Raw genomic sequence first — 24,186 nt, 5'->3', positions numbered from 1 at the left:
GCATGGACAGACGAGAGCTGGCCGGCTTCCTCCGCAGCAGGCGGGAGCGGATCACTCCGGCCGACGTCGGCCTGCCCGCCGGGCCGCGACGCCGCACCCCGGGACTCCGCCGCGAGGAGGTCGCACAACTGGCGTACATGTCCACCGAGTACTACACACGGCTGGAGCAGGCCCGCGGCCCGCGCCCCTCGCGCGAAGTGCTCGCCGGTCTGGCCCGGGCCCTGCGCCTGTCGGACGCCGAGCGCGACCACCTCCACCACCTCGCCGGCGCCCCGCCCGGCCCGCCGCCCGGACCCTCCCGCGAAGTGCCGCAGAGCATCCTCGACTTCCTGCGGCGGCTGCCGCACGCCGCGGCGATCGTGCTGTCCGCGACCTACGAGGTCATCGCCTGGAACGACCTGGCAGCCGCACTCCTGGAGGACTTCTCCGCCCTGTCCCGACGCGAACGCAACCTCGTGCGCCGCGCCTTCCTTGCACCGCCGGATCAGGAACGGCTGCTGTACAGCCTGTCCGACGAGGGCGGCTTCGCCCGCACCGCGGCCCGGCAACTGCGCGCCGCCGCCGCCCGTTACCCCGACGATCCCGAGGTGGCCGCCGTGGTGGACGACCTCCTCTCCGGCAGTGCCGAGTTCGCCCGGCTGTGGGCCGACCACGACGTCCGCAGCGAGCACACCCTGCGCAAGACCGTCAACCACCCGCTGATCGGCCCCATCACCGTCAACTGCGACGTCCTGGACATCACCGACCGGGACCAGCGAGTCGTGATCTACACGGCCGAGCCCGGCACCCGCTCGGAGGAGGCACTGCGGCTGCTGTCGGTGATCGGCACCCAGCGCATGGACGTGCCCGGCTGAGAAGCCGGGGTGGGCCTGTCGTATCGCGACGCACCGCTCGCCCGTTGCAGACACAGTGCCCGGTGATGCCTCACCGCTCCTGCAGCCGCAGGACCAGTCGGGCGGCTGCGGTGACCGTGGAGTCGAATGCCCGGCAGGCGACCACGGCGTGTGTGACACCGGTGGCCGCGTGGATCAGGTCGAGTCGCACGGTGCCGTCCGCCGAGATGGACAGCCGGGCGTCCAGCCATGTCGTGGTGGCACTCACGTCCGTGGTCCGGGTGCGCTCGCCGTGCAGGAGACGTGTGCCGCCCTGCACCGCGGTGGTGCCCAGGACGGGGAGATCGGCGCCGTCGGCGGTGAGGGTCCCGTCGGGGCCCAGGGTCCAGTGGGCGTGGGCGAGGCGGTCCGCGACATCCTGTGCCTGCGCGGGTGATCCGAGCAGAGGGCTCGTGGAGACGACATGGAGTGTGCGTAAGGAGCGCATCCGGTCGCCGGTGGGTGCGGTGTCGCTCGTGGGACGGTTCGACCGGAGGGCTTCGAAGGACGGCAGCCCCGCCGGACGGGAAGGCGGAGCGGGTCGCGAACGGCTGGGGCAGGGCGTCGGCAGGGCGAGGCCGCTGCCTGTGGAGACAGTGGCGTGCGGGGAGCGGGAGGTGGCCTGGGGGCGTTCGCCGGGCGTGGGGCCCACCGGCAGGAGTCCCAGGACCAGGACCAGTACGGGGAGCAGGCCGGAGGTCGCGTACACCGTGGGCGAGAGGGTGCCGGCCGCGGCTCGCCCGTGCCACCCCCACAGCCGTGCCCACCGGCGGGTGAGCAGCGGCCAGACGGTGATCGCGCCGAGGATCGCCCACCACACGGGACCTGAGACCAGCTCCGCACGCGACAGTGCCACGGCCCTCCGGGTGGCGTCGTCCGCCGTCGTGTCGCCGAGCAGCCAGAAGGCCAGCGCGCCGCCGGACAGGTCCAGCAGGTTTCCGGTGAGCATCGCCGCAGGCCACAGCAGCACCAGAAGGAGCTGGGCCGGCGGCTGTTCGCTGCGGGCGATGAACCACAGACGCATGCGGACGGGCGGGTGGTAGAGCCGGGCCAGAACGCCGTGGGAGGTCCGCGTCCCCTCGCGCAGCGCCCTCTGCTGTGCTGCGGACTTGGCGGTCTGCGCCGCGGACCCGGTGGTTTGTGCCGCGGACCCGGCGGTCCGCGCCGCGTATCGGTCCGCGGCCAGTTCCGCCGACCACAGGGCGCCGACCACGATCAGCAGATTCTTGGGCACGCTCACGACCACCAGGACGATCTGAGCGGACATCAGAGGCGCGGTGGGATTTCCCGAGGCGAACAGCAGTATCACCGGCAGCAGACCGAACACGGCGAAGACGTACGGCCATGCCCGGACCAGACCGGTGAACGGGCTGCCGAGCCCGGCGACGTGCTGCTCGCCGTTCCTGAGGTGGCCGATCTCGTGGTGCAGGACCGCTTCGGCCGCCTCCCGGTCCCTCTTCCAGAGGCTGACCAGCGGGCTGAAGACGCCGACCCGCGCGGTGCGCCACCCGCCGGGATAGACACGGGCGGGCAGGTCCTGGCGCACGGTGACACGGAGTTCGGTGCCCGGAGCCTGCTCGGTGAGGAAGCGCTGCATCTCGTCGATGGTGGGCGGTTCTCCCTCGGCTGCGGGGTCTGCGGGGCGCAGCTCGTAGTGGTGCTCGACCCACCGGGCGCGTAACCCGGTCGCGACCAGGGAGAGCACCGCCGCCAGCAGGAAGACCAAGGGGAGCAGTTGCACGAGGATGAGTGCCGCGGCCGTCTGCACGCCGGGCCTGCGGCCGTGCCCGGTCCTGATCAGGGACACCGCCCAGCCGAGATGGCTGATCAGTGCTGGGAGCCGCACTCCGAACAGACCCAGGAGCAGCCAGAGCCACGGCGGCGGTCCGGACAGTCGCGGGGACCCGGTGCGGGACCTCGCCGCCGGCCGCGGCGGGGGCGAGGGAGCCGCCGGGCTCATGCGTCGTCCGTCTCACCCTGCGCCGTGGGCCGTCCCGGCGCGGTGCCGGTTCTGCGCGCGGTACGGCGGTGCAGCAGGCCGGAGGCCGCACCGGCCAGGCGGCGCAGCGGGGTCCGCGGGCGCCGGGACTGGGGCACGGCCGGTGCGGGCGGCTCGTTCGCCACCAGAGCGTCGAGGAAGCCCGCGATGCCGTCGGGGTCCGGGGCGGACAGGAGGCGGGCGGTCAGCGCGGCCACGAGTTCCTCGGCCGTGTCGGCCTCGACGCCCCGGGCGCGCAGACGTCGGCACATGCCGAACGCCGCCAGCATGACCTCGGCGGAGGGCTGCTGCCCGCCCGGGGCCCGGCCGGTGGCGTTCTCCCCGTCCTCCCCGTTGGGGCTGCCGGTGCCCCGGGCGCGCGGTGTCCCGGCCGCGTTGCCGTCCCCTCGCGTCCGCCCGTCGGCGCTGGTGCCCGTGGGCCGGGTCGGCGGCTCCTGCTCAGTGCGCTGGGCACGCAGGCCGGCCACGAGCGCCACGGCTGCGACGCCGTTGGCGAACTCCTGACTGCCCAGGACGGCCTTCACCGCGTCGGCCGCGTAGGCCAGCGCGTCCAGCAGCGCGGGCAGCAGGACGGTGATGCCGCCGCCGAAGCCGCCGGGCGCGAGCCCTCCCGTCCGGAACAGGTCCCGGCGTGCCTTCCCGCCCGCGGCGTAGGCATGGGTGGTCCGTGCGGCGAGAGCGGTCTCGTCGGGTGCCGCCCAGCCCGCCAACCGCACGCCCCACATGCCGAGTTCGTCATCGTGCACAGTGCTCTCCGTCCTCTGCCCAGGCCGTGTGCGCCTGTTGTCCGTTCGCGCGCGTCACGAGGAGGTCCCCGAGAAGTCGAATCGGAACTCCAACTGGCCGTCGCCGGTACTGCCTTGCGCGGTCAGGTGGGCGCTGCCGCCGTCGAGGCCGCCGCCCAGGGTCGTGCCCTCGGCCACGGCGTGCGGGTATCCGCCCGGCAGTTCGCCGAGGTCGGAGCGGCAGGGGACGATGAGACTCGGCCAGTTGAGCAGATTGAGGGCGACGGCCTGCTCGGTGTGCGCATCCGTGAGCCGACCGGTCAGCTCGCCGTCGGCCCACTGCAGCGTCCAATAGCTGAGGAGCAGGTTCGGGTCGCGGGTGTTGCCCGCGAGGTCCTGGCTCGAGACGGTGCTGACGGCCGACGACCAGAACGACACCGCGCCCGCCTCGGAGGGCTGCCCCACCGCCAGCAGCAGGGAGAACGGGTTGGCCTCGGTCTCGCCCCCGCCGGAGCGCGGGCGGCTCAGATCCAGCGTGGCCCTCATGGAGTACGTCTTGGTGTCCGCGAGTCTTCGTGAACCGTCGGTGCTGCAGTAGTCGTACACGTCGACCGAGACGTCCGCGGTCCCGCTGTACGCCTTGCCCCACAGCGCGGACGCACCGCTCGCCGCGCTCAGCGAGGTGTCGGACGCGGTGGGGGACGACGCCGGAGCGGACGTCGTCCCGGCTGTGGTGGGCTCCGTGGGTAAGGCGGTGGGCGCGGTGGTGTCCGGGGACGCCACGGGCGTGTCCACGGAGGACACCGACGAGCCCTCCGCCGACTTGGCGCCAGGTGATCCGCCGCCCGAGCAGCCGGTCAGCAGCACACCGGCCAGCCCGGCGCACATGGTTGCCCTGATCGCGATGCGAGTTGCCCGCGGACATGCCGAAGAATGAATTGCCACAGCGTCCCCCTGCCCCCGACCGGGACTTCAGGCACGAAGCCCCGGGGCAGTGATGCTACGGACTGCGACTGATCGACTACACGCGATGAGGGCTTTGTTATCGATCCGTGCCTCCGGCGGCCCCCGCGCCGACGGCGACGACCACGTGAAGGCGATCAACCGTAATTGCTAGGGAATTCGCTGGACGTGAATTTCTTCAGATGCAGCGGGAATGCGAGTTGCCTGGTGACGAACCATTTGGCCATGGGCAGCCTGAGCCTGGCCAGGTCGTCGGGAGCCGGCGTGGCGAGTTGATAAGTCTCCGCGAACCATTCGGTCACGGATGTCCGGGCGTAGGCTGTGAACTCCGGGAAATTGGATTTCAGGGCCAAGAGCCAGAAATATTCCACATATCTGCTGGAGCCGCCATATTCGATGGCGTCCTTCAGCATGCGCTGGCCTGTCCAAAAGAGCTGGTCGCAGCTCTTGAGAAAGACGACGCACTGGTCGCGGAGCTCGGGACGGAAGCCGCTCCCCTGCGGCGCAGGGGGTGCCGCCTGCAGGTCGGCGAGGGCTCTGGTCTCTGTGTCCACGTCCCTCCTCGCGCCGGCGAAGAAGGACTGGAGAGTCTCCCAGACATTCCGGGCGTCCTCCACGGCGGCCAGGTATCCGTCCCTCTCCTGCGGCGAGATGGCGTCCTGTTCGAACAGGCGCGTGTAGGCCCACAGGTGGTCGAGTTTGTCCTTGAGTGAACCCGCGGTCCGGCTGACGTCCGCGTAGTCGGACGTCCATTTCCCGAGGAGACGCTGGATGAATTCCTTCACCGCCGGCGCGTCGGTGTCCGCCGGCTGGAGTCCGGCCTGCTGTGAGTCCGCCTGGCCATGGAGGGCGAGGACCGCGTTGGTTCTGTCGTAGAAGAACCGCTGCTTGTGGCGGACGAGGGCTGCTTCCATGCGTACATGACCCAGCTCGTGCAGACCGGGACCGGTTCCGTCGGGCGACGCGGCGCGCTCCCGCTCCCGGCGCGCCGCACCGGTGTCCCCGACCGGCCGCCTGGCCAGGGTGAAACGCACGGAACGGCGGTTGAGAGCCACCACGAGCGGGTCCCCGAAGTCGAGAGATGGAGGACCAGATCGGGGACGCCGGCACTGTTGCGGTAATTGAAGCGGAACGCAGCGACGTTCCGGGAAGCTGGTCCAGCGGCACGTACGCGCCCATGGCGTCACCGCCGTACGGCGGTTTGGGATTCTCCACCTGGAGATCCTGGACGTGTTCCCCGACCTCGTTGAAGATCTGGCAGCTCAGCTCGATCTCCTCGGCTTCCACGCGCAGCCCGAACGAGGTCGTGGTCACTGGGATTCCGGTGTTCGGAGCCACGTAGTAGGTCAGTCCGAGGAATTCGAGCCAATCCGCCTGATCCACGTCGAGCGGAATGACGTACTACCCGCGATGAACCGTTGGTTCCGGTAATTCCGCGCCCATTGCCGCGACTGCCTGCGACAGGACATCGATCTTTGCGGCACCGTCAGACATATCCCCCCGGGTGGCCTTGGACTGCGGATCCACGTTTCTACAACAGCCCCTGTCTGACAAGGATGTTGTGCCATGGGAAGCTAAAAAGAAGGCAGTTCGCCCGGCCCGGCGATCGGCCCGGTGATCTCGCCCCGGGCACCGCGGGCGCTCGACATCTCGCGTATCCTCCGCCGCCCCATGGGGTATATGTCGCAGTTTTGAGATTTTTCCTCTTCTTTGGAATCGGCCACCGGGCTTAGTCCTACGCTTACGATGTAAACGTACGTCGTCCGCCGAGCTGCTGGAGCCGCCGCATCCCCCCGGCACATCGATGGACGCACAGTGGAACGAGGTCCCGTCATGGCAGCCGACTCCCTGACCGCCGCGATCGACGCCGGCGCGCCCCTCGTGGTGCTCTCCCCGCATCTGGACGACGCCGTGCTGTCCTGCGGCGCACTGATGGCCCACGCCGGCGCACACACCACCGTGCTGGTGGTGACCTTCTTCACGGAGGCCGGCGTCCCGCCGTACACGCTCTCCGGCCGCCGCTTCCTGCACCGGGCCGGACAGCGCGATGCCGGACACCTGTACCGGGACCGGCGAGCGGAGGACCGCGAGGTCCTGGAAGGACTCGGTGCGGACTGGGTCCACCTGGGGCTGACCGACGGCCTCTTCCGCCGCAAGCCCGCCGTGCGCGCCGGGCGCCCGGGCCTGGCCGACCGCATGCTGCCCGAGCGGGCGCACGTCTATCCCTCCTACCGGCTGCACATCAGCACGGGCCGGATCTCCCGCTACGACACCGGCACCCTGGCCCGGGTGTGCGACCTGCTGGAGGAACTGGCGTCGCCGCCGCACACGGTCCTGCTCGCCCCCTGCGGCGTGGGCGGACACGTGGACCACATGCTGGTGCGGACGGCCGCCGAATTCAGGCGCGAACCGGTGATCTACTACAGCGACTTCCCCTACAACCAGCGGCACCGTCCCGACCCCCGCTTCGTCTCCCGGAACGCGCTCACCGAGGTGATCTGGCCGCACGGGCTCGCCGCCAAGGCGGACCTGGTGCGCGGCTACCGCTCCCAGACGGACGTGCTCTTCCCCGGGGGGCGGGTCCCTGCGGTGCCGGAGACCTATCTGCTCCCCGACGCACAACTCGCGAGCAGCGACCCCTGAGGCGCCGACGCCGGGATCAGACGTCCTTGCGGGCCGCGGCCCGGCGCTGCCGTCTGCCCAGCGGGGCCTGGGAGAGGTCCTCGGCCTGGGACCTCAGGTTCTTGTGGCCGTAGCCGCGCTCGGCCAGCCATGCCCTCGCCGCCTCCTCGGCCCGTTCGGACGCCTCCAGGATGTCCTCCTCTTCCTCCCCGGAGTCCAGGAAACGGAAGGTGAAGGCCGACCGTGCCGCCAGGTCGTAACTGAGGTGCCCCTCGGGCGTGAAGGCCGCCCTCAGGATGTCGTGCTCGGCCGCACGCGACAGAAGCTCGGCCCGCTGCTCGGCGCCGAGTCCGTCGAAGACGCCGCGGACGGTGATACGGAAGGTGCGAGTGCTCACCTCCAGACCCTAACCAGCACGCCCGGCGGCGCTCCACACAATTTCCGCTGCCGGACGTCAGCCGGGGGCCGCCCGGGGCGTGGTCGGCGGACGAACGTCGAGGACCTGTTTCCGGCGGTCCTGGGCACCCGCCGGCCGCACCCGCCGACCGCACCGCATCGGGAAGGCACCGGCAGAGACCGGGCTCACCCCGCCGGCGCCGACCTCCGCACGATCGACGAGGCCGTCCCGGTCGGCACGGCGGCCCGGACGGCCTCGTACGCCGCACCCCTCAAGGCCCTGCCGGACGGCGAAAACGAGAGACCGCGGGTACGACGCCGGACAGCACGGCGTCGTACCCGCGGTCGGCGGGGTGGGGTCAGATCTCCCGCGCGATGCGCGCCCCCGCGGCAATGGCGTCCACGATCAGCTTCGGCTCGTCGGCGTCGCCGATCGCGTACACCTCATGGGCCTTGCCCCGCATGGCCGCCAGGGCGGCGCCGTTGGGCCGGAGCGGCAGGGCGGTGATCACGGTGTCCGCGGGCAGGAGCCGCTGCTCCCCTTCCGCGGTCTTCACCACGAGGCCCTCCCGGGTGACCTCCTGGTAGGTGACGCCGGTCACGAACTCCACGCCGTGGTCCTTGAGCCAGTAGAGCAGGTAGGGCTTCATGAAGACCTCCAGCAGGCCCTCACCGATCTCCTCCTCGGTCCCGGTGTCGACCACGGTGATCTTCTTGCCCAGATGGAGCAGGAACTCCGCGGTCTGGCAGCCCTGGAGCCGCCCGCCCATGACGACCACCTGCTTGCCGATGACCACGTCCTTGGCGACCGGCAGCCCCGCCAGCTTGCGCAGGGTCATCGGCCCGGCGAGGCGGAGCAGCCCCTTCACCCGGGAGTGGAGCGACTTCCCGGTGAGAACGTTCCGGCGGCCGATGCCGGGGATGTCCGGGATATCGTGATCGCCGCCGGCGGCCACCAGGATCACATCCGGCTTCAGCTCGTCGGCGACGGCGGCCGTGGCCTCCTTGCCCAGGTGGACGTCCACCCCGGCCTTCCTCACCTGGCGATCGAGGTACCCGATCAGCCCGACGATGTCCTCCCGCTCGCCCTTGACCATGGCCGCGACGGGAAGGGAGCCGCCGAGCTTGGGCTGCTTCTCGTAGAGCGTGACCGAGTGTCCGCGCAGGGCCGCCACCCGGGCCGCCTCCATACCTGCCGGGCCGCCGCCGACGACCAGCACGTTCTTCTTCACCGCGGCCGGCTCGATCGCGTACTCGCGCTCCCTGCCCAGGGAGGCGTTCACCCGGCAGTGGACGGCCTCGAAGTGCTCGCAGGCGTCGAAGCAGGTCATGCAGGAGTTGCAGGGGTTGATGTCCTCGGTCCGGCCCTCGAAGACCTTGCGCGGCAGATCCGGGTCGGCGAACAGCCGCCGGTTCATGCTGATGACGTCGATCTGGCCCTTGCTGATGGCGTCGTCGCCGATCTCCCAGTCCAGCCGCCCCACGGTGATGACCGGGACGTCCACGACCTTCTTGATCTCCGCGGCCATGGGGATGTTGGCCCCGGCGCCCAGCCGCGAGGCGTCCACGTAGGGGTTCACCGGCCCCCGGCGGCCCGGGTAGAGGTAGATGTCCGGGAAGTGCAGGCTCTCGCGCCGCTCCACGTCCTGGGTCCACGTGTAGTACTCGGCGCGGACCTCCAAGGCGTCGGCTCCGGCCTCGACGAACCTCTTCGCGAACTGCTTGCTCTCGTCGAGGGTGATGCCGTCCTTGAGGTCGATCTCCTGGGCGTTCATGAGGACGATCAGCGGCCAGTCCCTGCCGTTGCGCCGCTTGATCTCCTTGATGACGTTCACGAACAGGCGCGTGCGGTTCTCGATCGACTGGACGCCGTATTCGTCCTCGCGCCGGTTCCACGCCCGGGAGAGGAAATTGTTGAGCAGATGGTTGCAGGCGCCGTTCAGCTCGGTACCGTCCAGCCCGGCCTTCTTCATCCGCTCCGCCGCCTCGGCGAAGAGGTCCACCATGTCCTCGATCTCCGGCACGGTGAGTTCACGCGGGACCCCGAAGCCGGGACGCGGCATCTCCTCGAGCGGGATCGACGAGGCCGACACACCCGGCGGCACCTGGACGAGCAGCGGCGCCATCGGGCCGAGGTGGAAGATCTGGTGGAAGGCAAGGCAGTCGTACTTGTGGACGGCGTCGGCCCAGCGCTGCCAGCCCGGGATGTATTCATCGGTGAGGACCTTGAACCCGGGCATCTTGGCGTCCACGTCCCGGGTGAGCGGGCCGGTGGCGGAGGACACCAGCGCCGCACCGCCCTTGGCCAGGGCCTCGAAGAAGGCGATGTAGCGATCGTTCATGAAGCTGCCGGTCTCGGGGTCGTCCCAGAAGAAGCCGGTCCCGTTCTTCATGATGCGGTTCTTCAGACGCACCTTGCCGATGTCGATCGGCTGGGCGAGGGCCTCGAACGTCCCGCTCATTGCTTGCACCTCGTTGTGTGTGTGGACGGCGGCGACGGCAGACCGGCAACGATCGGCGGCGAGCGCTCCACGCAAGGGAGCGCTCGGAGGGGCCCCTAGGTCCTGTCGTCGGATTCCTGCCTGCCTCGCGGCGTCTGGCACGCACGCTCGCGGCGTTGCCGAACCGCCCACGTGGCTCCGCCACGAGGGCGCTCCGGCGCCTTGCGATCGCACGCACCAGACGCCGCGAGGCCCGCCCTTCGGGCGGACGACGGGAATCCGACGACAGGACCTGGGAGGGCGGACCGGCGCATCGCGCGCCGGTACGATCCCGGCGATCCGGACGGCCCGTCACATCTGCGGCGAGCGTAGGACCGCGGCGCTGGATGGTGAATTCCAGATATCGCATAGAAGCGGGGCGGCACGGGTTCCCCGCCGGCCGCCCTCCGCCATGGCCGGAACCGTCCCCCCGGCCCAAAGGTAAGGCTCAGCATACTTGACCTTCTGTGACGGCTGTCCCTCTGCTGTGCACCGTCATAACCACAACTGTTCTCATCCTGTGCCCCATTGCCTTTCGGGAATTGACAAGGGCCCATTAGGCCCTGTGCCGGAGTCCGGGCGGCGTCGGTCGTGGTGAGGCGTTTTATGCAAGATTTTGATTTCACCATCCGTCGAAAGTCAGCCAAATTCGCCTTCAGGCGCACAGGCCGTTCACGTCGGCGAGACGTGGCGCACGACCGAGGGCACACGGTTGCCCTCGTGCGTCCTGAGTGTCTCGCAGGCCCAGGCCACAACGCCGTGGGGTGCTTCCACGACGAAGTGGAACAGGAAGGAAGGATCGCCGTGGTCCATCTGAACATCGACGGGCAGACCGTCGATGCGCTACCAGGACAGACCGTCCTGGAGGCCGCCTTGGAGGCGGGCATCTACATCCCGCATCTGTGCGCCCACCCGGACCTCTCCGCGTCCGGAGGATGCAAGCTGTGCACCGTCGAGGTGGACGGCCACGACAAACCTGTCCAGTCGTGCGAGATCACTGTCACCGAGGGCATGGTCGTACGGACGTCCACGACCGCCGCCGAGCACGTCCGCTCGGTCGCTCTCGAACTGGTGCTGGCGAGCCACCCCAAGGACTGCACCACCTGTGCGGCCTACCTGAACTGCGAGTTGCAGGCGCTCATGCAGTACACGGGCGTCACCCACTCGCGTCTGAGGGAGATCGACAAGAAGAACGACGGCGTCGGCCAGTCCGACAGCATCTTCAAGAAGGAGATGTACCGCTGCATCCAGTGCACCCGCTGCGTTCGCGCCTGTGACGAGATGCGCGGTGTGGGCGTGCTCCAGCTGCAGCAGCGCAACGGCGAGACTTTCGTCGGGACCAAGGACGACGTGCCGATGACGGAGACCGACTGCCGGTTCTGCAGCGCGTGTGTCGCGGTGTGTCCGACCGGCGCGATCATGGACGCTCCCGGTCTCTTCGCCAAGGACGTGCCGCGGACGTCCGCCCAGGTCCCGTGCCAGAACAACTGTCCGGCCCGCACCGACATCCCCCTCTATCTGAAGCTGGCCGGCGAGGGACGCTACAGCGACTCCGTGGCGGTGTTCCGGGAGAAGCTCACCCTTCCGCTCGCCCTCGGCTACGTCTGCAACCACCCCTGCGAGTCCGACTGCAAGCGCGGCAAGCTCGACTTCCCGATCTCGATCCGCGAGGTGAAGAGGTTCGCGGTCGAGAACGACACCGAGCAGAGCTGGCGGGAGAAGTCCACCGTGGCCCCCTCGACGGGCAAGCGGGTGGCCGTGGTCGGCGCAGGCCCGGCCGGACTCACCGGCGCGTACTACCTCTCCCGCAAGGGCCACTCCGTGACCGTCCTGGAGCGCCTGCCCAAGCCCGGCGGCATGATGACCTACGGCATTCCGAAGTACCGCCTTCCGCAGCACGTGGTCGACTGGGAGATCGGGATCCTCACCGACGACGCTCCCTTCACCGTGGAGACCGGTGTGGACGTCACCGATGTCGGCGAGCTCAAGGACAGCGGCTATGACGCGGTGCTGGTGGCGGCGGGTGCGCAGGCGGGCCGCCGACCCCCGGCCTACCAGGGCTCCTGGACCAACGCCTACGACGCCGTGGACCTGTGCCGCCGCTGGAACCTGGGCGAGACTCCGCAGCTCGGCGACTCCGTCTCGGTCATCGGCGGAGGCAATGTCGCCTTCGACTGCGCCCGCAGCGCCAGGAAGCTGGGTGCGAGCACCGTGCGCATTCTGTGCCTGGAACCCCTCGACAAGATGCTCGCCGACCGTGAGGAACTGCGCGAGGCCCGCGCGGAGGGCATCGAGATCGTCAACTCCGTCTCCGTGGTCTCCATGGAGGCCGACGACGATCGCCTGACAGCGCTCACGCTGGCCAGGGTCAAGGAGTTCGGGTTCACGGCCGCCGGCCTGCGGCTCGAGCTCGAGGACGGGTCCGAGTTCGACCAGCCCATTGATTCGGTGATCTTCGCCGCCGGGCAGATGACCGACCTGACCTCCGACTTCGGAGTGGAACTCGGCCGCGGCGGCTTCGTGACGGCCGGGACCGACGCCGCCACCAGCCTCGACGGCGTCTTCGCCGCGGGCGACGTGGTGACCGGCACCAAGACGGTGATCGAAGCCATCGCCGGGGCCCGCAACGCGGCCTCCGCCATCGACCGGTTCCTCGGCGGGAACGGCGACATCGAGGACACGTTCTTCGAGCGCGAGGATCACGACCCGGAGCTGGGCGTCATCCCGGACTTCGCGAACCTGAAGAGGACCGACTGCCGGACGGAGGAAGCGATCCGGTGCGAGACCTCGCGCTGTCTGCACTGCGAACTCCGGCAGGACATAGACACGGTCAAGTACTGGACCGACGCCGCCTACCAGAACCCCAAGGGCGTGAAGTGATGAAGTGCGACATCGACGCGGCCGTACTCGCACCGCTGGACGACGCCGGGCTCGACGCCGGGACGGCCTGCCCGGTGGACCAGGCGCGACAGCAGATGGACCAGGCCTCCGCCGGCTCCTGCGGACGCGATGTGTTCTGCCGGGAGGGCACCCTCCAGGTGCGTGCCATTCTCGCCGACATCTCGAACGGCAAGGGCGAGAGCGCGGATCTCGAACTCGTCGAGGAGATCTGCTCCCTCATGGCCGGTACGGCCGGCTGCGGCATGGCCGCCACGGCCGCCGAGCGCACGCTCGATCTGCTGCGCGGCCGGTCCGAGGAGTTTGAGCTGCATCTGCGCCGCAAGCGCTGCACCAGCCTGACCTGCCGGATGTCCTTCACCATGTATGTCGCCCCGGGGTTCTGCACCGGTTGCGGCGACTGCGTCCCGGTGTGCCCGGAGAAGGCCATCACCGGAGGCGAGGGCCTGATCCACGTGATCTCCACCGATCAGTGCACCAACTGCCTGGCCTGTGTGCCGGCCTGCTCCGTCGACGCCATCCGCAAGGCCGGCCCGGTCAAGCCCAAGGTTCCTGCCTCTCCCGTCCCGGTCGGCAGCTTCGCCGAGGCGGACCGCGCCGGTGCCGGAGCCACCGGTATGACAAGGCGCCGCCGCAGGCGAAGCGAATGACGCCGGTCCCGGCACCACAGAACCCTCCCCGTTCCAAGTAAGAAGAGGTAGTCCCATGAGCGACGCCCGAGTCGAGGCAGACGTCATCATCATCGGTGGCGGAGCATCAGGTATCACCGCCGCGGTGGCCGCGGCAGAAAAGGATGCGAGCGTCATCCTCATCGAGAAAGGCAGCACCACCGGCGGAGCCGCCAACATGGGGATGGGATTCTTCGCCGTCGAGTCGAAGTACCAGAAGGCCCAGCTGGTCGACTTCTCCCAGGAGGACGCGTTCCGGCTGCTGATGGAGTACACCCACTGGCGCGTCGACGCCCGCCTGGTGCGTAAGTACATCGCCCAGTCCGCCAACACCATCGAATGGGTGGAAGGCATGGGCGTGGAGTTCCTGGGCGCCTTCAAGTATTTCTCCAAGTCGACGCAGACGTGGCATGTCGTGAAGTCGCACGGCTCGAACGCACCCGCCGAGCGTGCCGCCTCGAACCTCTACCGGGCTCTGACGGAACGCGCCGAGGAACTGGGCGTCAAGATCCTGTACCGCACGAAGGCCACCAAGATCCTCACGGAGGACGGCGCCGCGTCCGGCGTGGAGTGGGTCGACGAGCACGGCACCACCACGGTCGGCGAGTGCAACGCGGTCATCGTGGCCACCGGCGGCTTCGGCAACAACCCGAAGATGATCCACGACAAGATGGGCTACGACTGGGGCAAGGACCTGCACTCCTTCCGTATCCCGGGTGTCGAGGGCGACGGTCTGAACATGCTCTGGGACGCGGGAGCCGGCAGCACCACCCCGGTCATGGAGCTCACCTACACCACGCCGGGTGTGACCGACGTCTTCAAGACCATCAGCGAGACGATGCGTCAGCCCAACCTCATGGTCAACCTCGACGGCCGTCGGTTCATCGACGAAGAGATCATGAACAACACCGTCTACACCGGCAATGCCGTCGCACGGCAGCGTGAGCGGACCGCCTTCACGATCATCAGCGACAGCATCCTCCAGAACTACCGCAAGACCGGTCTGGACTACGTCACGGTGCACCACAACATCAAGACCGTCGACAAGTGGGACCGGGAGATCGAGGCATATCTCAGCGGTGCGGGAATCGAGGCGTCGGGCCTCAGCGAACTCCACAGCGAAGAGCAGAAGCACCAGAAGAACTTCTTCGTGGCCGAGTCCCTCGACGATGTCGCCGCGCAGACCGGTATTGACGCGGACAACCTCAAGGAGACCGTGGCCGAATACAACGAGGCCTGCCGTTCTGCCGACAACTTCTTCTTCAAGCCGCACAAGTATCTGCGTCCCATCGAGGGCGAGAAGTACTACGTCGCTCGCCATTTCCCGGCGGGCTACGGAAGCCTCGGTGGCGTGAATGTCAACGACAAGATGGAGGTTCTCGACCAGCAGGGCATCGCCATCCCCGGGCTCTACGCCTCCGGCACGGACGCCTGCAACATCTTCGGCGACAGCTACTGCTTCTACATGCCCGGCAACACCATGGGCTTCGCTGTCAACAGCGGCCGTATGGCGGGATACAACGCCGTGGACTACATGGAGTCCGACGAATTCTGACTGACTGAAATGCACTGATCCCACGGATCCCGGCAGTCTGCTGACGGATCCGCAGAAACAGCGACGAGGGTACCCGGAGACTTTTATCTCCGGCGATGCCCGAAATGTCCGCAAAGCCCCCGTCCCCACCCCGCATTTCCAGATGAATCAAAGGGGATTCATAGAAATGTCCACACCCAACAGCCCGGCCGAGCCTCGGTACCACTCCTTCCGTTGGTTCGTGCTGGCCACGCTGCTGATCGTCACCTCGACGACCGCCCTTGCCCTCATTTCCCCGGCACCGCTCACCGGGGAGATCATCAAGACGTCCGGCGGCCTCTCCGCGGGCGAGGTCACCTGGATGACCATGGGCACGTTCAACCTGTTCGTGGCCATCGCCGCCCTCACCGGCGGCTATCTCGTCGACAAACTGGGCTTCATCAAGATCTACATCGCCGGCGTCCTCCTCATCCTGACCGGCTGGCTGCTGATGCCGGTCATAGGCGGGGACTACTGGGGCATGGTCTTCATCCGCCTGCTCCAGGGCCTCGGCACCGGCCCGATCATGGCGTCCTCCGCCTCCGTCGCGGCGAACTACTTCCCGCGCAAGGAACGCGGCATCGTCACCGGAGTCCAGGGTGCCGCCATGTCGTTCGGCATCGCGATGGGCCTGGCTTTCGTTCCTCAGCTCTTCGACTCGTCCCACGACTGGCAGATCGCGCTGCGCAACCTCTGGCCCGTCGCCGTGGTCGCGCTGATCATGTCCCTGGTGGTGGCCTTCGGCCCCGCCGCGAGCCCCACGGCAGACGAAGGACCCGTCTCGGCCGAGGAGCAGGCAGAGCTGAAGGGCGCCCTGAAGGGGGCGCTCGCCAACCCGCTGACGTGGGTCGCCGTCGCCTGCATCGTCCTCCTGTCCTGGGTCTACCAGGCGTTCAACGACCTGACGCCCGGTTTCCTCGCCCTCAAGGCGCCGGTCGGCCTGGGCAAGGGCCCGCACGGCTCCGATCTGCTGGTCTGGGCCCAGGGCGCCAACGTCATCGGCTCGCTGGTCTGCGTCCTGGTGACCGAGAAGGTCTTCCGTGGCCGTGTCCGGCCCGGCATCATGATGGGCTTCCTGTTCGGTGCCCTCGGCGGTGCCGGACTGCTGCTCCCGGCCGTCCGGCACAGCGACGGACTGCTGATCATGGTCCTGGTCGTCGCGGCGTTCTTCTTCGCCTGGATCAACCCCAACGCCCTGGCCTACATCGCCAAGACCTACCCCGGGAAGATCACCGGCAAGCTCGGCGGTCTGGCCATGGGCATCGGGATCTTCGGCGGCACGGCCGGTGTGGCAGCCGGCGCGTCGGCCCTCCACAACACCGGGCGGTACACGCTCTCGATCATCATCATGTGCACCGTCTCCGTGGCGGGCGGCCTGGTCGCGCTGGCACTGAGGCAGTCCAAGAAGACTGAGCAGGTCGGCCCCGCGGCACCCGTGATCTCCGCGAGCCGTGTGGCGGACTCCCCGTCCTGACCCCCGTCCCCTCCCAGCGCGAGTGGAGTCCGGTTGCCACGAACCTCCGGACTCCACTCGCTGCCATTGCCGCGGGCAGGGCCAAAAGAATGCGGCGCCGCCTCGGAGAGCGATCCCATTGCCAGCCGATTCACAGGGGTGCCGGTCCGACAATTCAATTTCAAAGCGAAAGGCACTCGAAATGAGTCACTGTGTAATAGTCGCCTACGGCCGTTCCGCCATAGCGAAGGCCGGCCGGGGCAGCCTGGCACAGGTGCATCCGGTCGATTTCGGCGCCGAGGTCCTGCGGGGCGTACTCGCGAAGGTCCCTGAGCTGGATCCCGCCGACATCGACGACGTCCTGGTCGGCTGTGCCATACCGGAAGCCACGATGGGGCTGAACCCGGCACGCAACATCGTGCTGCGCGCCGGACTGCCGTTCGCGGTGTCCGGCCAGACCGTGAACCGCTTCTGCTCCTCCGGGCTCCAGACCATCGCCACGGGCGCTGCCCTGATCCGCAGCGGCATGGCCGATGTGATCGTGGCCGGCGGGGTCGAGCACATGTCCACGCCGGTCCTCAGCGACGCGCCGGAGCACCTCGACCCGTACCTGGTCGAGCACACCGACGGCTACATCTCCATGGGCATGACCGCGGAGCACGTCGCGGAGAAGTACGGCGTCTCCCGGCGCGACATGGAGCAGATGGCGGTCGACAGCCATGCCCGGGCCGCGGCGGCGAGGGAGAACCGTGTCTTCGCCGACCAGATCGTCCCGGTCCGGGGCGTCCTGCCCAGCGGCGAGGAGTACGTCTTCGACCGGGACGAGTGCATCCGGCCCAGCACCAGCATGGAGGCTCTGGCCGGGCTGAAGCCGGCGTTCGCGCCGGACGGTCTGGTCACGGCCGCGACCTCGTCGCAGCGGAGCGACGGCGCGGCGTTCGTCGTCATGATGACCAGCGCCAAGGCGCGCGAGCTCGGTCTGACCCCGGTGGCGAAGGTGTCCGGTTTCGCCGTGGCGGGAGTGGACCCGAAGTACATGGGCATCGGCCCGATCGCCGCCGTCCCGAAGGTGCTGCGCCAGACCGGTCAGCGACTGACCGACATGGACGTGGTGGAGCTGAACGAGGCGTTCGCCTCGCAGTCCATCGCGGTGATGCGCGAACTGGGGCTGGACTGGGCCGATGTCAACCGGCACGGCGGCGCGCTGGCCATGGGCCACCCGCTCGGTGCGACCGGGGCTGTGCTGACCTGCAAGGCGCTGTCGGAACTGCGCGCGACCGGCGGGACCCACGCCCTGGTCACGATGTGCATCGGCGGTGGTATGGGTGCGGCGGGCGTCCTCCAACTCCTGTGAAAACAGGGTCGGTTGCATGATCCGGACTGATGCCTGAATTGCATTTCTCTATTCGATGCACCAGGCCGAGAATCAATTTGCAAGCGATTCGGCGCGGCAAGGCCCGTGATTCCACCGGGCCTTGCTCCCGGCAATGGCGCCGGCGCAGGGAGGAACCAGAACATGACCAACGCCAAGTATGTGAAGTGGCCCAGCTTCGACGAAATCAAGGAGATGTTCAAGGAACTGTTCATCATGGACCGTCGTGAGGACGGCGTGGTGACGGTTCGGATGCACTGCAACAACGGGCCCCTCATCTGGTCGATGGAGCTGCACGACGCCATCGGGAAGATGTGGCGGATGCTGGGCACCTGCCGCGAGGTGGAGATGATCATCTTCACCGGCACCGACGACGTGTGGGTCACCGACTTCGAGGCGGAGAGCTGGCTCCCCGAGACGACCGACCCCGCCAACACCCGCTACGACCACATGTTCGTCGACGGCCGGCGCATGCTGATCGCGCAGATCCAGGACGTCGAGGTGCCCACCCTGGGTGTCCTGAGCGGCTCCGGCGGCCACACCGAGCTGGCGCTCATGTGCGACTTCGCGATCGCGGCCGACGACATCACGATCCTCGACCCGCACATGCTGGTCGGCAATGTGCCCGGCGACGGCATCCACAGCTGCTTCCTGGAGCTGATGCCGACCCGTCAGGCTGTCTGGTACCTGATGACCGGCGAGAAGATGACGGCGGAGCAGGCACTGCAGTTCGGCCTGGTGTCCGAGCTCGTGCCCCGCGAGAACCTGATGGACCGCGCGTACCAGATCGCCGACCTGCTCATGAAGCAGAACCGGATCGTCCGCCGTCTGGCCACGCAGGTCGTCCGCCGCCCCTGGAAGCAGCGGATCGTCGACGACCTGGACATGACCTTCGGCACCGAGATGTTCGGCTGCTTCACCGACTCCCACGAGCACTCGTTCATGCCGTCCATGAACGAGTACCTGGGTCTGAAGCCCAACTACCGCGGCAACACCAAGCTGCCGGCGGACTTCGAGGTGCCGGAGCAGAAGAAGGACTGACACCGCTCGGTCGCCGGGAAAGATGTGGGGAGCGCTCGTGGACTCGACATCACCGGGGTGCCCGGTGTTCCCCGCATTCCTTCCGCACCAGGTCCAGGAAATTGCCCAAGGTCTTCTGGTTGTTGTCCTTCCGGCGGATCAGCAGCATCGAGAACCGCGTGTCCAGATCGGACAGTTCGCAATGCCGGTACCGGCTGGTGTCGTAGGAATTCCTCAGTGTCGTCTCCGGAAGGAAGGTGACACCGATGCCCAGATCGACCTGGAGCATGGCGGTGCGGGTGTTGGGGACGTATTCGATCCCCGCGGCTGCCGGGGCGCCCTGCTCCTGGCCGGCCAGACGGAGCTGCCTCAGGAACGGCGGATCGACATGACGCGGGATGATCAGCGGCTGATTCAGCAGGTCGTGGATCGAGATGGTGTCGGCGTCATGGGGGAAGTCACGGCTCATGACCGCCACGAAATGGTCCTGCCCGACCGTCATGCTGTCCAGCTGGTCATTGTGCGGAACGGCGAAGTCGAGCGTGAACGCCAGGTCGTAGACGCCATGGATGATGCTGTCGGAGAGCTGGTCGAAGGGGATGTCGTCCATCCGCGTCTTGACTTTGGGATAGGCGGCCATGAACTGCTTCACGCGACGGGTGATGACCGGTCCGAAGTCGGCGACGGTCGCGATGCTCAACTGCCCGTCGTAGCCGCGCTTCGCGGCCTCGAGGAGCCGGAAGACCAGCTCATGGTGACGCAGCAGCAGATCGCAGTTGTCGTAGAGAATCCGGCCGGCGTCGGTCAGGTTGACGTTGCGGGTGTCCCGGTCGAACAGCTGGATGCCCAGCTCCTTCTCCAGATTGGCGATCTGCCGGCTCAACGCCGGCTGGCCGATGTAGAAGTGCTGCGCCGCCTTGCTGAAGTTGCGGTACATGGCAACGAACTGGAAGTACTTCAAAGACATCAAGTCCACAGAAAGTCAGCGCTCCTTGTCGGCGGTGGCTGCATATCGTAGGTGCGACGCCCGCACGTGTCAATGAATTGCGGCGTCAAACGATCTGAGGGAGCTGTTTCTACCGCAGAACGCGGTATGCACCAACTCATATCCTAGCCCGGGGAGTGCCCGATGAAGAAAATCTTCACCATCAACTGCGGATCGACCTCCACCAAGGTGGCTTATTTCGAGGACGCCGTCATGCGGCACAAGGAGTCCCTCGATGTGCCGCTCGCGGAACTCAGTACCATGCCGAAGGTCCTGGACCAGTTCGACTACCGGATGGACCAGGTCAGGACGTTTCTCAAGACCCATGAACTGCAGGCGGCGGACTTCGACATCATCGTCGCGCGCGGCGGCGCCATACCCCATGTCCCGTCGGGCGGCGCCTATGAAGTCAACGACTTGATGATCGCAACCCTGAAATACGCGCCGGCCGCGCAGCATGCGTCCACCCTGTCGTGTCTCATGGCCAAGGAACTGGCTGTCGGCCTCGACCTCCCGGTGATCATATACGACCCGACGGCCGTCGATTCGGTCGACGAGATAGCGAAGATCACGGGAATTCCCGAGCTGGTCAACATGCCCGTCTTCCATCTGCTGAACACGAAGATGGCAGGTATCACCTACGCGCAGTCCATCGGAAAGCGCTACGACGACCTCGACCTCATCATCGTGCAGCTCGGCGGCGGAGTCACCCTCGGCTTCCATGAGCACGGACGTGTCGCCGACTGGATATACGACGACGAGGGCCCGATGTCGCCGCAGCGGGCCGGACGCATTCCGACCCGCTATCTGGCGGACCTCTGCTACAGCGGCGAGAAGACGCACCAGGAAATGCGTATGTATCTCGCCGGGCGGAGCGGTCTCGCCGCGTATTTCGGCACCCAGGACGTGCGGGAGGTCGAAGAGCTCATCGAGGCGGGCGACGAGCGGGCCGAGCGGGTCTACCGCGCCATGGCTTATGGAGTGGCCAAGGGGATCGGCGAGCTGTCCGTCGTCCGCGGGGGCCGCGTGGACCAGATCGTCCTCACCGGCGGTATCGCCCACAGCCGGCTCTTCACCGGCTGGGTGAGGGAACTGGTGGAATTCATCGCACCCGTCACCGTTCTGCCCGGCGAGCGCGAAATGGAAGCTCTCGCGGCCGGTGGACTGCGCGTCCTGGAGGGAGAAGAGGACGTTCAGCCGTACACGGTCTATCCGCCCGGATACACCTCCCTCGAGGAAATCCTCGACCGACCGAGCTTCCTCGCCTGACGGAACACCGGCCAGGCAAGCGACCAAAGGGTCCGGGGCACCAATGCAGTCCGGACATTCCGGCTGGAGGAATTACACAATGGAACTGAAGAACAAGGTCATCGTCTCCGCCGCCCTGACAGGTGCAGTGACCCCGAAATCGATCAACGAGCACATTCCGCTGACACCGAAGGAAATCGCCGAGGACGCGTACCGGTGCTGGAAGGCCGGCGCGGCGGTCGTCCATCTGCACATGCGGGACGACGAGGGCCTCGGAACCATGGACAAGGAGAAGTTCAAGGAGACGATCGACCTCATCAAGTCCCACGAGGACTGCGACGTCGTCATCAACTGCACCACGGCGGGCGACAACCGGGCCACCGACGACGACCGCATGGCTCATCTCCCCTACGTGCTGCCGGAGATCGCCTCCTACGACTCGGGCTCCTTCAACTGGATGCCGGACGGCGTCTTCACCAACAGCCCCCAGTTCCTCGAGCGGCTGGGCCTGACCATGAAGGAGCTCGGGATCAAGCCGGAGCTGGAGATCTTCGACTCCGGGTTCATGGGCACCGCCGAGTACTACCTCAAGCGCGGCGTGCTCCTCGCCCCCCTGCACTACCAGTTCGTCCTCGGCGTCCTCGGCGGCCTGGAGGCCACGGTCGAGAACCTGCTGTTCCTCAAGAACCGGCTGCCCGAGGGCTCCACCTGGTCGGCCTTCGGCATCGGCCGCGACCACCTGAAGATCCTCTACGCGACGCTGGCGCTCGGCGGCCATGTGCGCGTCGGCCTGGAGGACAACGTCTACTACTCCAAGGGCGTCCTGGCCACCAACGTCAGCCTGGTCGAGCGAGCAGTCCGTGTCATCAAGGAGTTCGGCAAGGAGCCGGCGACACCGGACGAGGCCCGCCAGCTCCTCAAGCTGAAGTGATCGGGGCAGACAAATGACACTCGTCAACACCGTACGAGGTGAGCTGAGCCCCGAAGACCTGGGCCGCACCTTGATGCACGAGCACTTCCAGTTCGGCTACCCGGGCGTCGACGGCGACCGGACCATGTGGTCGTACGACGAAGAGGCGGTTGTCGCCACCGGGGCCAAGGTCATCGGGCTGGCACGCGGCGCGCAGTTCAGCACCGTCATCGACGCCACCCCGAACGACTGCCAGCGCAATCCCGAGGTGCTCCGGCGGATCGCGCAGGAGAACGACTTCAACATCATCTGCAGCACCGGCTTCTACTACGAGGCCGAAGGCGCCCCCGCCTACTTCAAGTTCCGCAGCCTCTTCGCCGACATCACCACGGAGATCTCCGAGCTGATGCAGAAGGAGCTCACCGAGGGCATCGCGGACACCGGGATCAAGGCCGGTGTCATCAAGGTGGGCACCAGCAAGGACGTCATCACCGACTACGAGGCCTGTCTGCTCAAGGCGGCGGCCCGCGCCCAGCAGGCCACCGGGGCTCCGATCATCACGCACACCCAGGCCGGCACGATGGGCCCGGACCAGGCGAAGATCCTCGTGGACGCCGGGGCCGACCCGAGCAAGGTCGTCATCGGCCACATGTGCGGCAACGTGACGGACCTCGACTACCAGGTGGACACCCTCCGCTACGGGGTCGGCATCGGCTACGACCGCATCGGCCTCAACAAGATGTTCAACGAGATCACCGACGACGACCGTATGGACGGCATCGCCGCCCTGCTGGAGAGGGGATACGGGGACCGCGTCTACCTCTCCCACGACAGCGTCAACCACTGGCTGGGCCGCGACGCGAGCGGATTCCACGAGCTGCCCGGAACGGCGGACTGGAGCATCTCCCGGATCGGGGACTACATCGTCCCGGGCCTGCTCGAGCGCGGATGTTCCACCCGCGACATCGACGGGCTGCTGATCGACAACGTCGCGAACCTCTGGGCCGACGGGCCGGGTGGCTCGCGGTGAGGGACTTCGAGGAACTCAAGCGCCAGGCCCTGACCGGGGACGTCAGACGGCGGTGCGCCGTCCCCGGGGCGGCCGACGCGCACGCCCTGGAAGCGGTCTTCCTGGCCCAGCGGCAGGGCTATGTGCACCCGGTGCTCATCGGTGATCCGCAGGAGATCCGCGAGATCACCGAGTCGCTGGGCTTCGGCGCCGACCTGCGCACCGTCGTCGAGTGCCCGCCCACCCGGAACCCCGCCGAGATCGCCGTCGAACTCGTCCGTGAGGGTCAGGCCGACTTCATCCTGAAGGGACGGCTGACGACGAAGGAGTTGCTGAAGCCGGTCCTCGACAAGAAGGACGGCCTCAACGACGAGGGCTTCGTCACCCACCTCGGAGTCATGCAGCTCGCGGGCTATCACAAGCTGCTCGCGATGAGCGACAGCGCGGTGATTCCCTACCCCACGGTGGACGACAAGCGCAGGATCGTGAAGGTCTGCACGGACGCCCTCCGCAAGCTGGGGATCGAGCGCCCGGTCGTCGCCGCCCTCTGCTCCGTGGAGGTCGTCAACCCGAGGATGACCGAGACCGTCGAGGCGCGTCGGCTCCAGGAGCTGAGCGAGAGCGGCGAGTTCGGTGACGCGGTGGTCGTTGGCCCGATCTCCTACGACTTGGCCACCAGCAAGGAGTCCGCGGAGATCAAGGGGTTCGCCTCACCCCACGCCGGCGATGTGGACATGCTGCTGGTGCCCCAGATGGTCACCGGCAATGTCATGAGCAAGATCTGGAACGCCGATCCGAAGAACATCCTGGCGGGCTGTCTGGTGGGGACACGGGCACCGGTGGCCCTCACCTCCAGAAGCGCCACGATGGAGGAGAAGATCCACTCCATTCTGCTGTGCAGCATGCTGAGCGGTGCTCCGGAACCGGCACTCACCCGGTCGAACGGACCGGCAGACGACCGGGCGGCCCGGTCGAGCCACGATGCGGAGTAGA

19 protein-coding genes are annotated in these 24,186 nt (G+C 67.7%); 12 read left to right on the top strand and 7 right to left on the bottom strand.

Going from position 1 to position 24,186, the window contains the following annotated elements:
* The first annotated feature begins 2 nt into the window (after positions 1-2).
* Complete coding sequence (locus tag ACSYGN_RS37345; RefSeq protein WP_460404597.1) at positions 3-854, top strand: helix-turn-helix transcriptional regulator; 852 nt, start codon at positions 3-5, stop codon at positions 852-854.
* 70 nt (positions 855-924) lie between these two features.
* Here the strand turns inward: ACSYGN_RS37345 and ACSYGN_RS37340 are convergent, their stop codons facing one another.
* The 4 genes from ACSYGN_RS37340 to ACSYGN_RS37325 form a co-directional block, all read right to left on the bottom strand.
* Positions 925-2,718: a M48 family metalloprotease gene (locus tag ACSYGN_RS37340; protein WP_460404594.1), complete on the bottom strand. Its 1,794-nt coding sequence runs from the start codon at positions 2,716-2,718 to the stop codon at positions 925-927.
* 110 nt (positions 2,719-2,828) lie between these two features.
* Complete coding sequence (locus ACSYGN_RS37335) at positions 2,829-3,617, bottom strand: hypothetical protein (RefSeq protein ID WP_460404592.1); 789 nt, start codon at positions 3,615-3,617, stop codon at positions 2,829-2,831.
* 54 nt (positions 3,618-3,671) lie between these two features.
* A complete protein-coding gene (locus ACSYGN_RS37330) occupies positions 3,672-4,484 on the bottom strand; it encodes a hypothetical protein (RefSeq protein ID WP_460404590.1) in 813 nt (270 codons plus the stop codon).
* 212 nt (positions 4,485-4,696) lie between these two features.
* Positions 4,697-5,617 (bottom strand): hypothetical protein, encoded by a 921-nt coding sequence (locus ACSYGN_RS37325; RefSeq protein WP_460404588.1) that lies wholly within the window; start codon positions 5,615-5,617, stop codon positions 4,697-4,699.
* Positions 5,618-6,392: 775 nt separating this feature from the next.
* Between ACSYGN_RS37325 and ACSYGN_RS37320 the strand changes: the two genes are divergently transcribed.
* A complete protein-coding gene (locus ACSYGN_RS37320; protein WP_460404586.1) occupies positions 6,393-7,202 on the top strand; it encodes a PIG-L deacetylase family protein in 810 nt (269 codons plus the stop codon).
* Positions 7,203-7,218: 16 nt separating this feature from the next.
* Here the strand turns inward: ACSYGN_RS37320 and ACSYGN_RS37315 are convergent, their stop codons facing one another.
* Together ACSYGN_RS37315 and ACSYGN_RS37310 are read right to left on the bottom strand one after the other, a co-directional pair.
* Positions 7,219-7,578, bottom strand: a complete 360-nt coding sequence (locus tag ACSYGN_RS37315) for a DUF6204 family protein (RefSeq protein WP_460404584.1) — start codon at positions 7,576-7,578, stop codon at positions 7,219-7,221.
* Positions 7,579-7,936: 358 nt separating this feature from the next.
* Entirely contained in the window at positions 7,937-10,039 is a 2,103-nt protein-coding gene (locus ACSYGN_RS37310; protein WP_460404582.1) for an oxidoreductase, read from the bottom strand.
* A gap of 822 nt (positions 10,040-10,861) precedes the next feature.
* On the opposite strand from ACSYGN_RS37310, the gene ACSYGN_RS37305 reads away from it, so the two are divergent.
* From ACSYGN_RS37305 to ACSYGN_RS37280, 6 genes are all read left to right on the top strand, one after another.
* Positions 10,862-12,937, top strand: a complete 2,076-nt coding sequence (locus ACSYGN_RS37305) for an FAD-dependent oxidoreductase (protein ID WP_460404580.1) — start codon at positions 10,862-10,864, stop codon at positions 12,935-12,937.
* A complete protein-coding gene (locus tag ACSYGN_RS37300; protein ID WP_460404578.1) occupies positions 12,937-13,605 on the top strand; it encodes a DUF362 domain-containing protein in 669 nt (222 codons plus the stop codon). The genes ACSYGN_RS37305 and ACSYGN_RS37300 overlap by 1 nt, the downstream gene beginning before the upstream one ends.
* A gap of 55 nt (positions 13,606-13,660) precedes the next feature.
* Entirely contained in the window at positions 13,661-15,178 is a 1,518-nt protein-coding gene (locus ACSYGN_RS37295) for an FAD-dependent oxidoreductase (RefSeq protein WP_460404576.1), read from the top strand.
* A 166-nt stretch (positions 15,179-15,344) separates the two neighbouring features.
* Positions 15,345-16,670 (top strand): MFS transporter, encoded by a 1,326-nt coding sequence (locus ACSYGN_RS37290; RefSeq protein ID WP_460404574.1) that lies wholly within the window; start codon positions 15,345-15,347, stop codon positions 16,668-16,670.
* Between the two features lie 181 nt (positions 16,671-16,851).
* Complete coding sequence (locus ACSYGN_RS37285) at positions 16,852-18,003, top strand: thiolase family protein (protein ID WP_460404572.1); 1,152 nt, start codon at positions 16,852-16,854, stop codon at positions 18,001-18,003.
* A 162-nt stretch (positions 18,004-18,165) separates the two neighbouring features.
* Positions 18,166-19,062 carry an enoyl-CoA hydratase/isomerase family protein gene (locus ACSYGN_RS37280; RefSeq protein WP_460404570.1) on the top strand — a complete coding sequence of 299 codons (897 nt, stop codon included), beginning with the start codon at positions 18,166-18,168 and terminating at the stop codon, positions 19,060-19,062.
* Between the two features lie 49 nt (positions 19,063-19,111).
* On the opposite strand, the gene ACSYGN_RS37275 is transcribed toward ACSYGN_RS37280, so the two are convergent.
* Positions 19,112-20,008, bottom strand: a complete 897-nt coding sequence (locus ACSYGN_RS37275) for a LysR family transcriptional regulator (protein WP_460405752.1) — start codon at positions 20,006-20,008, stop codon at positions 19,112-19,114.
* A gap of 162 nt (positions 20,009-20,170) precedes the next feature.
* Between ACSYGN_RS37275 and buk the strand changes: the two genes are divergently transcribed.
* The 4 genes from buk (at position 20,171) to ACSYGN_RS37255 (ending at position 24,185) form a co-directional block, all read left to right on the top strand.
* On the top strand, positions 20,171-21,295 hold the full coding sequence (gene buk, locus ACSYGN_RS37270; RefSeq protein WP_460404568.1) for a butyrate kinase: 1,125 nt from the start codon (positions 20,171-20,173) through the stop codon (positions 21,293-21,295).
* 79 nt (positions 21,296-21,374) lie between these two features.
* A complete protein-coding gene (locus tag ACSYGN_RS37265; protein WP_460404566.1) occupies positions 21,375-22,205 on the top strand; it encodes a beta-keto acid cleavage family enzyme in 831 nt (276 codons plus the stop codon).
* Positions 22,206-22,218: 13 nt separating this feature from the next.
* Complete coding sequence (locus ACSYGN_RS37260) at positions 22,219-23,214, top strand: phosphotriesterase family protein (RefSeq protein ID WP_460404564.1); 996 nt, start codon at positions 22,219-22,221, stop codon at positions 23,212-23,214.
* Entirely contained in the window at positions 23,211-24,185 is a 975-nt protein-coding gene (locus ACSYGN_RS37255; RefSeq protein WP_460404562.1) for a phosphate acyltransferase, read from the top strand. The genes ACSYGN_RS37260 and ACSYGN_RS37255 overlap by 4 nt, the downstream gene beginning before the upstream one ends.
* Position 24,186 lies beyond the last annotated feature (1 nt).

Source organism: Streptomyces sp. YIM S03343 (assembly GCF_054729195.1).
This window is presented reverse-complemented; position numbering and strand designations above follow the sequence as displayed.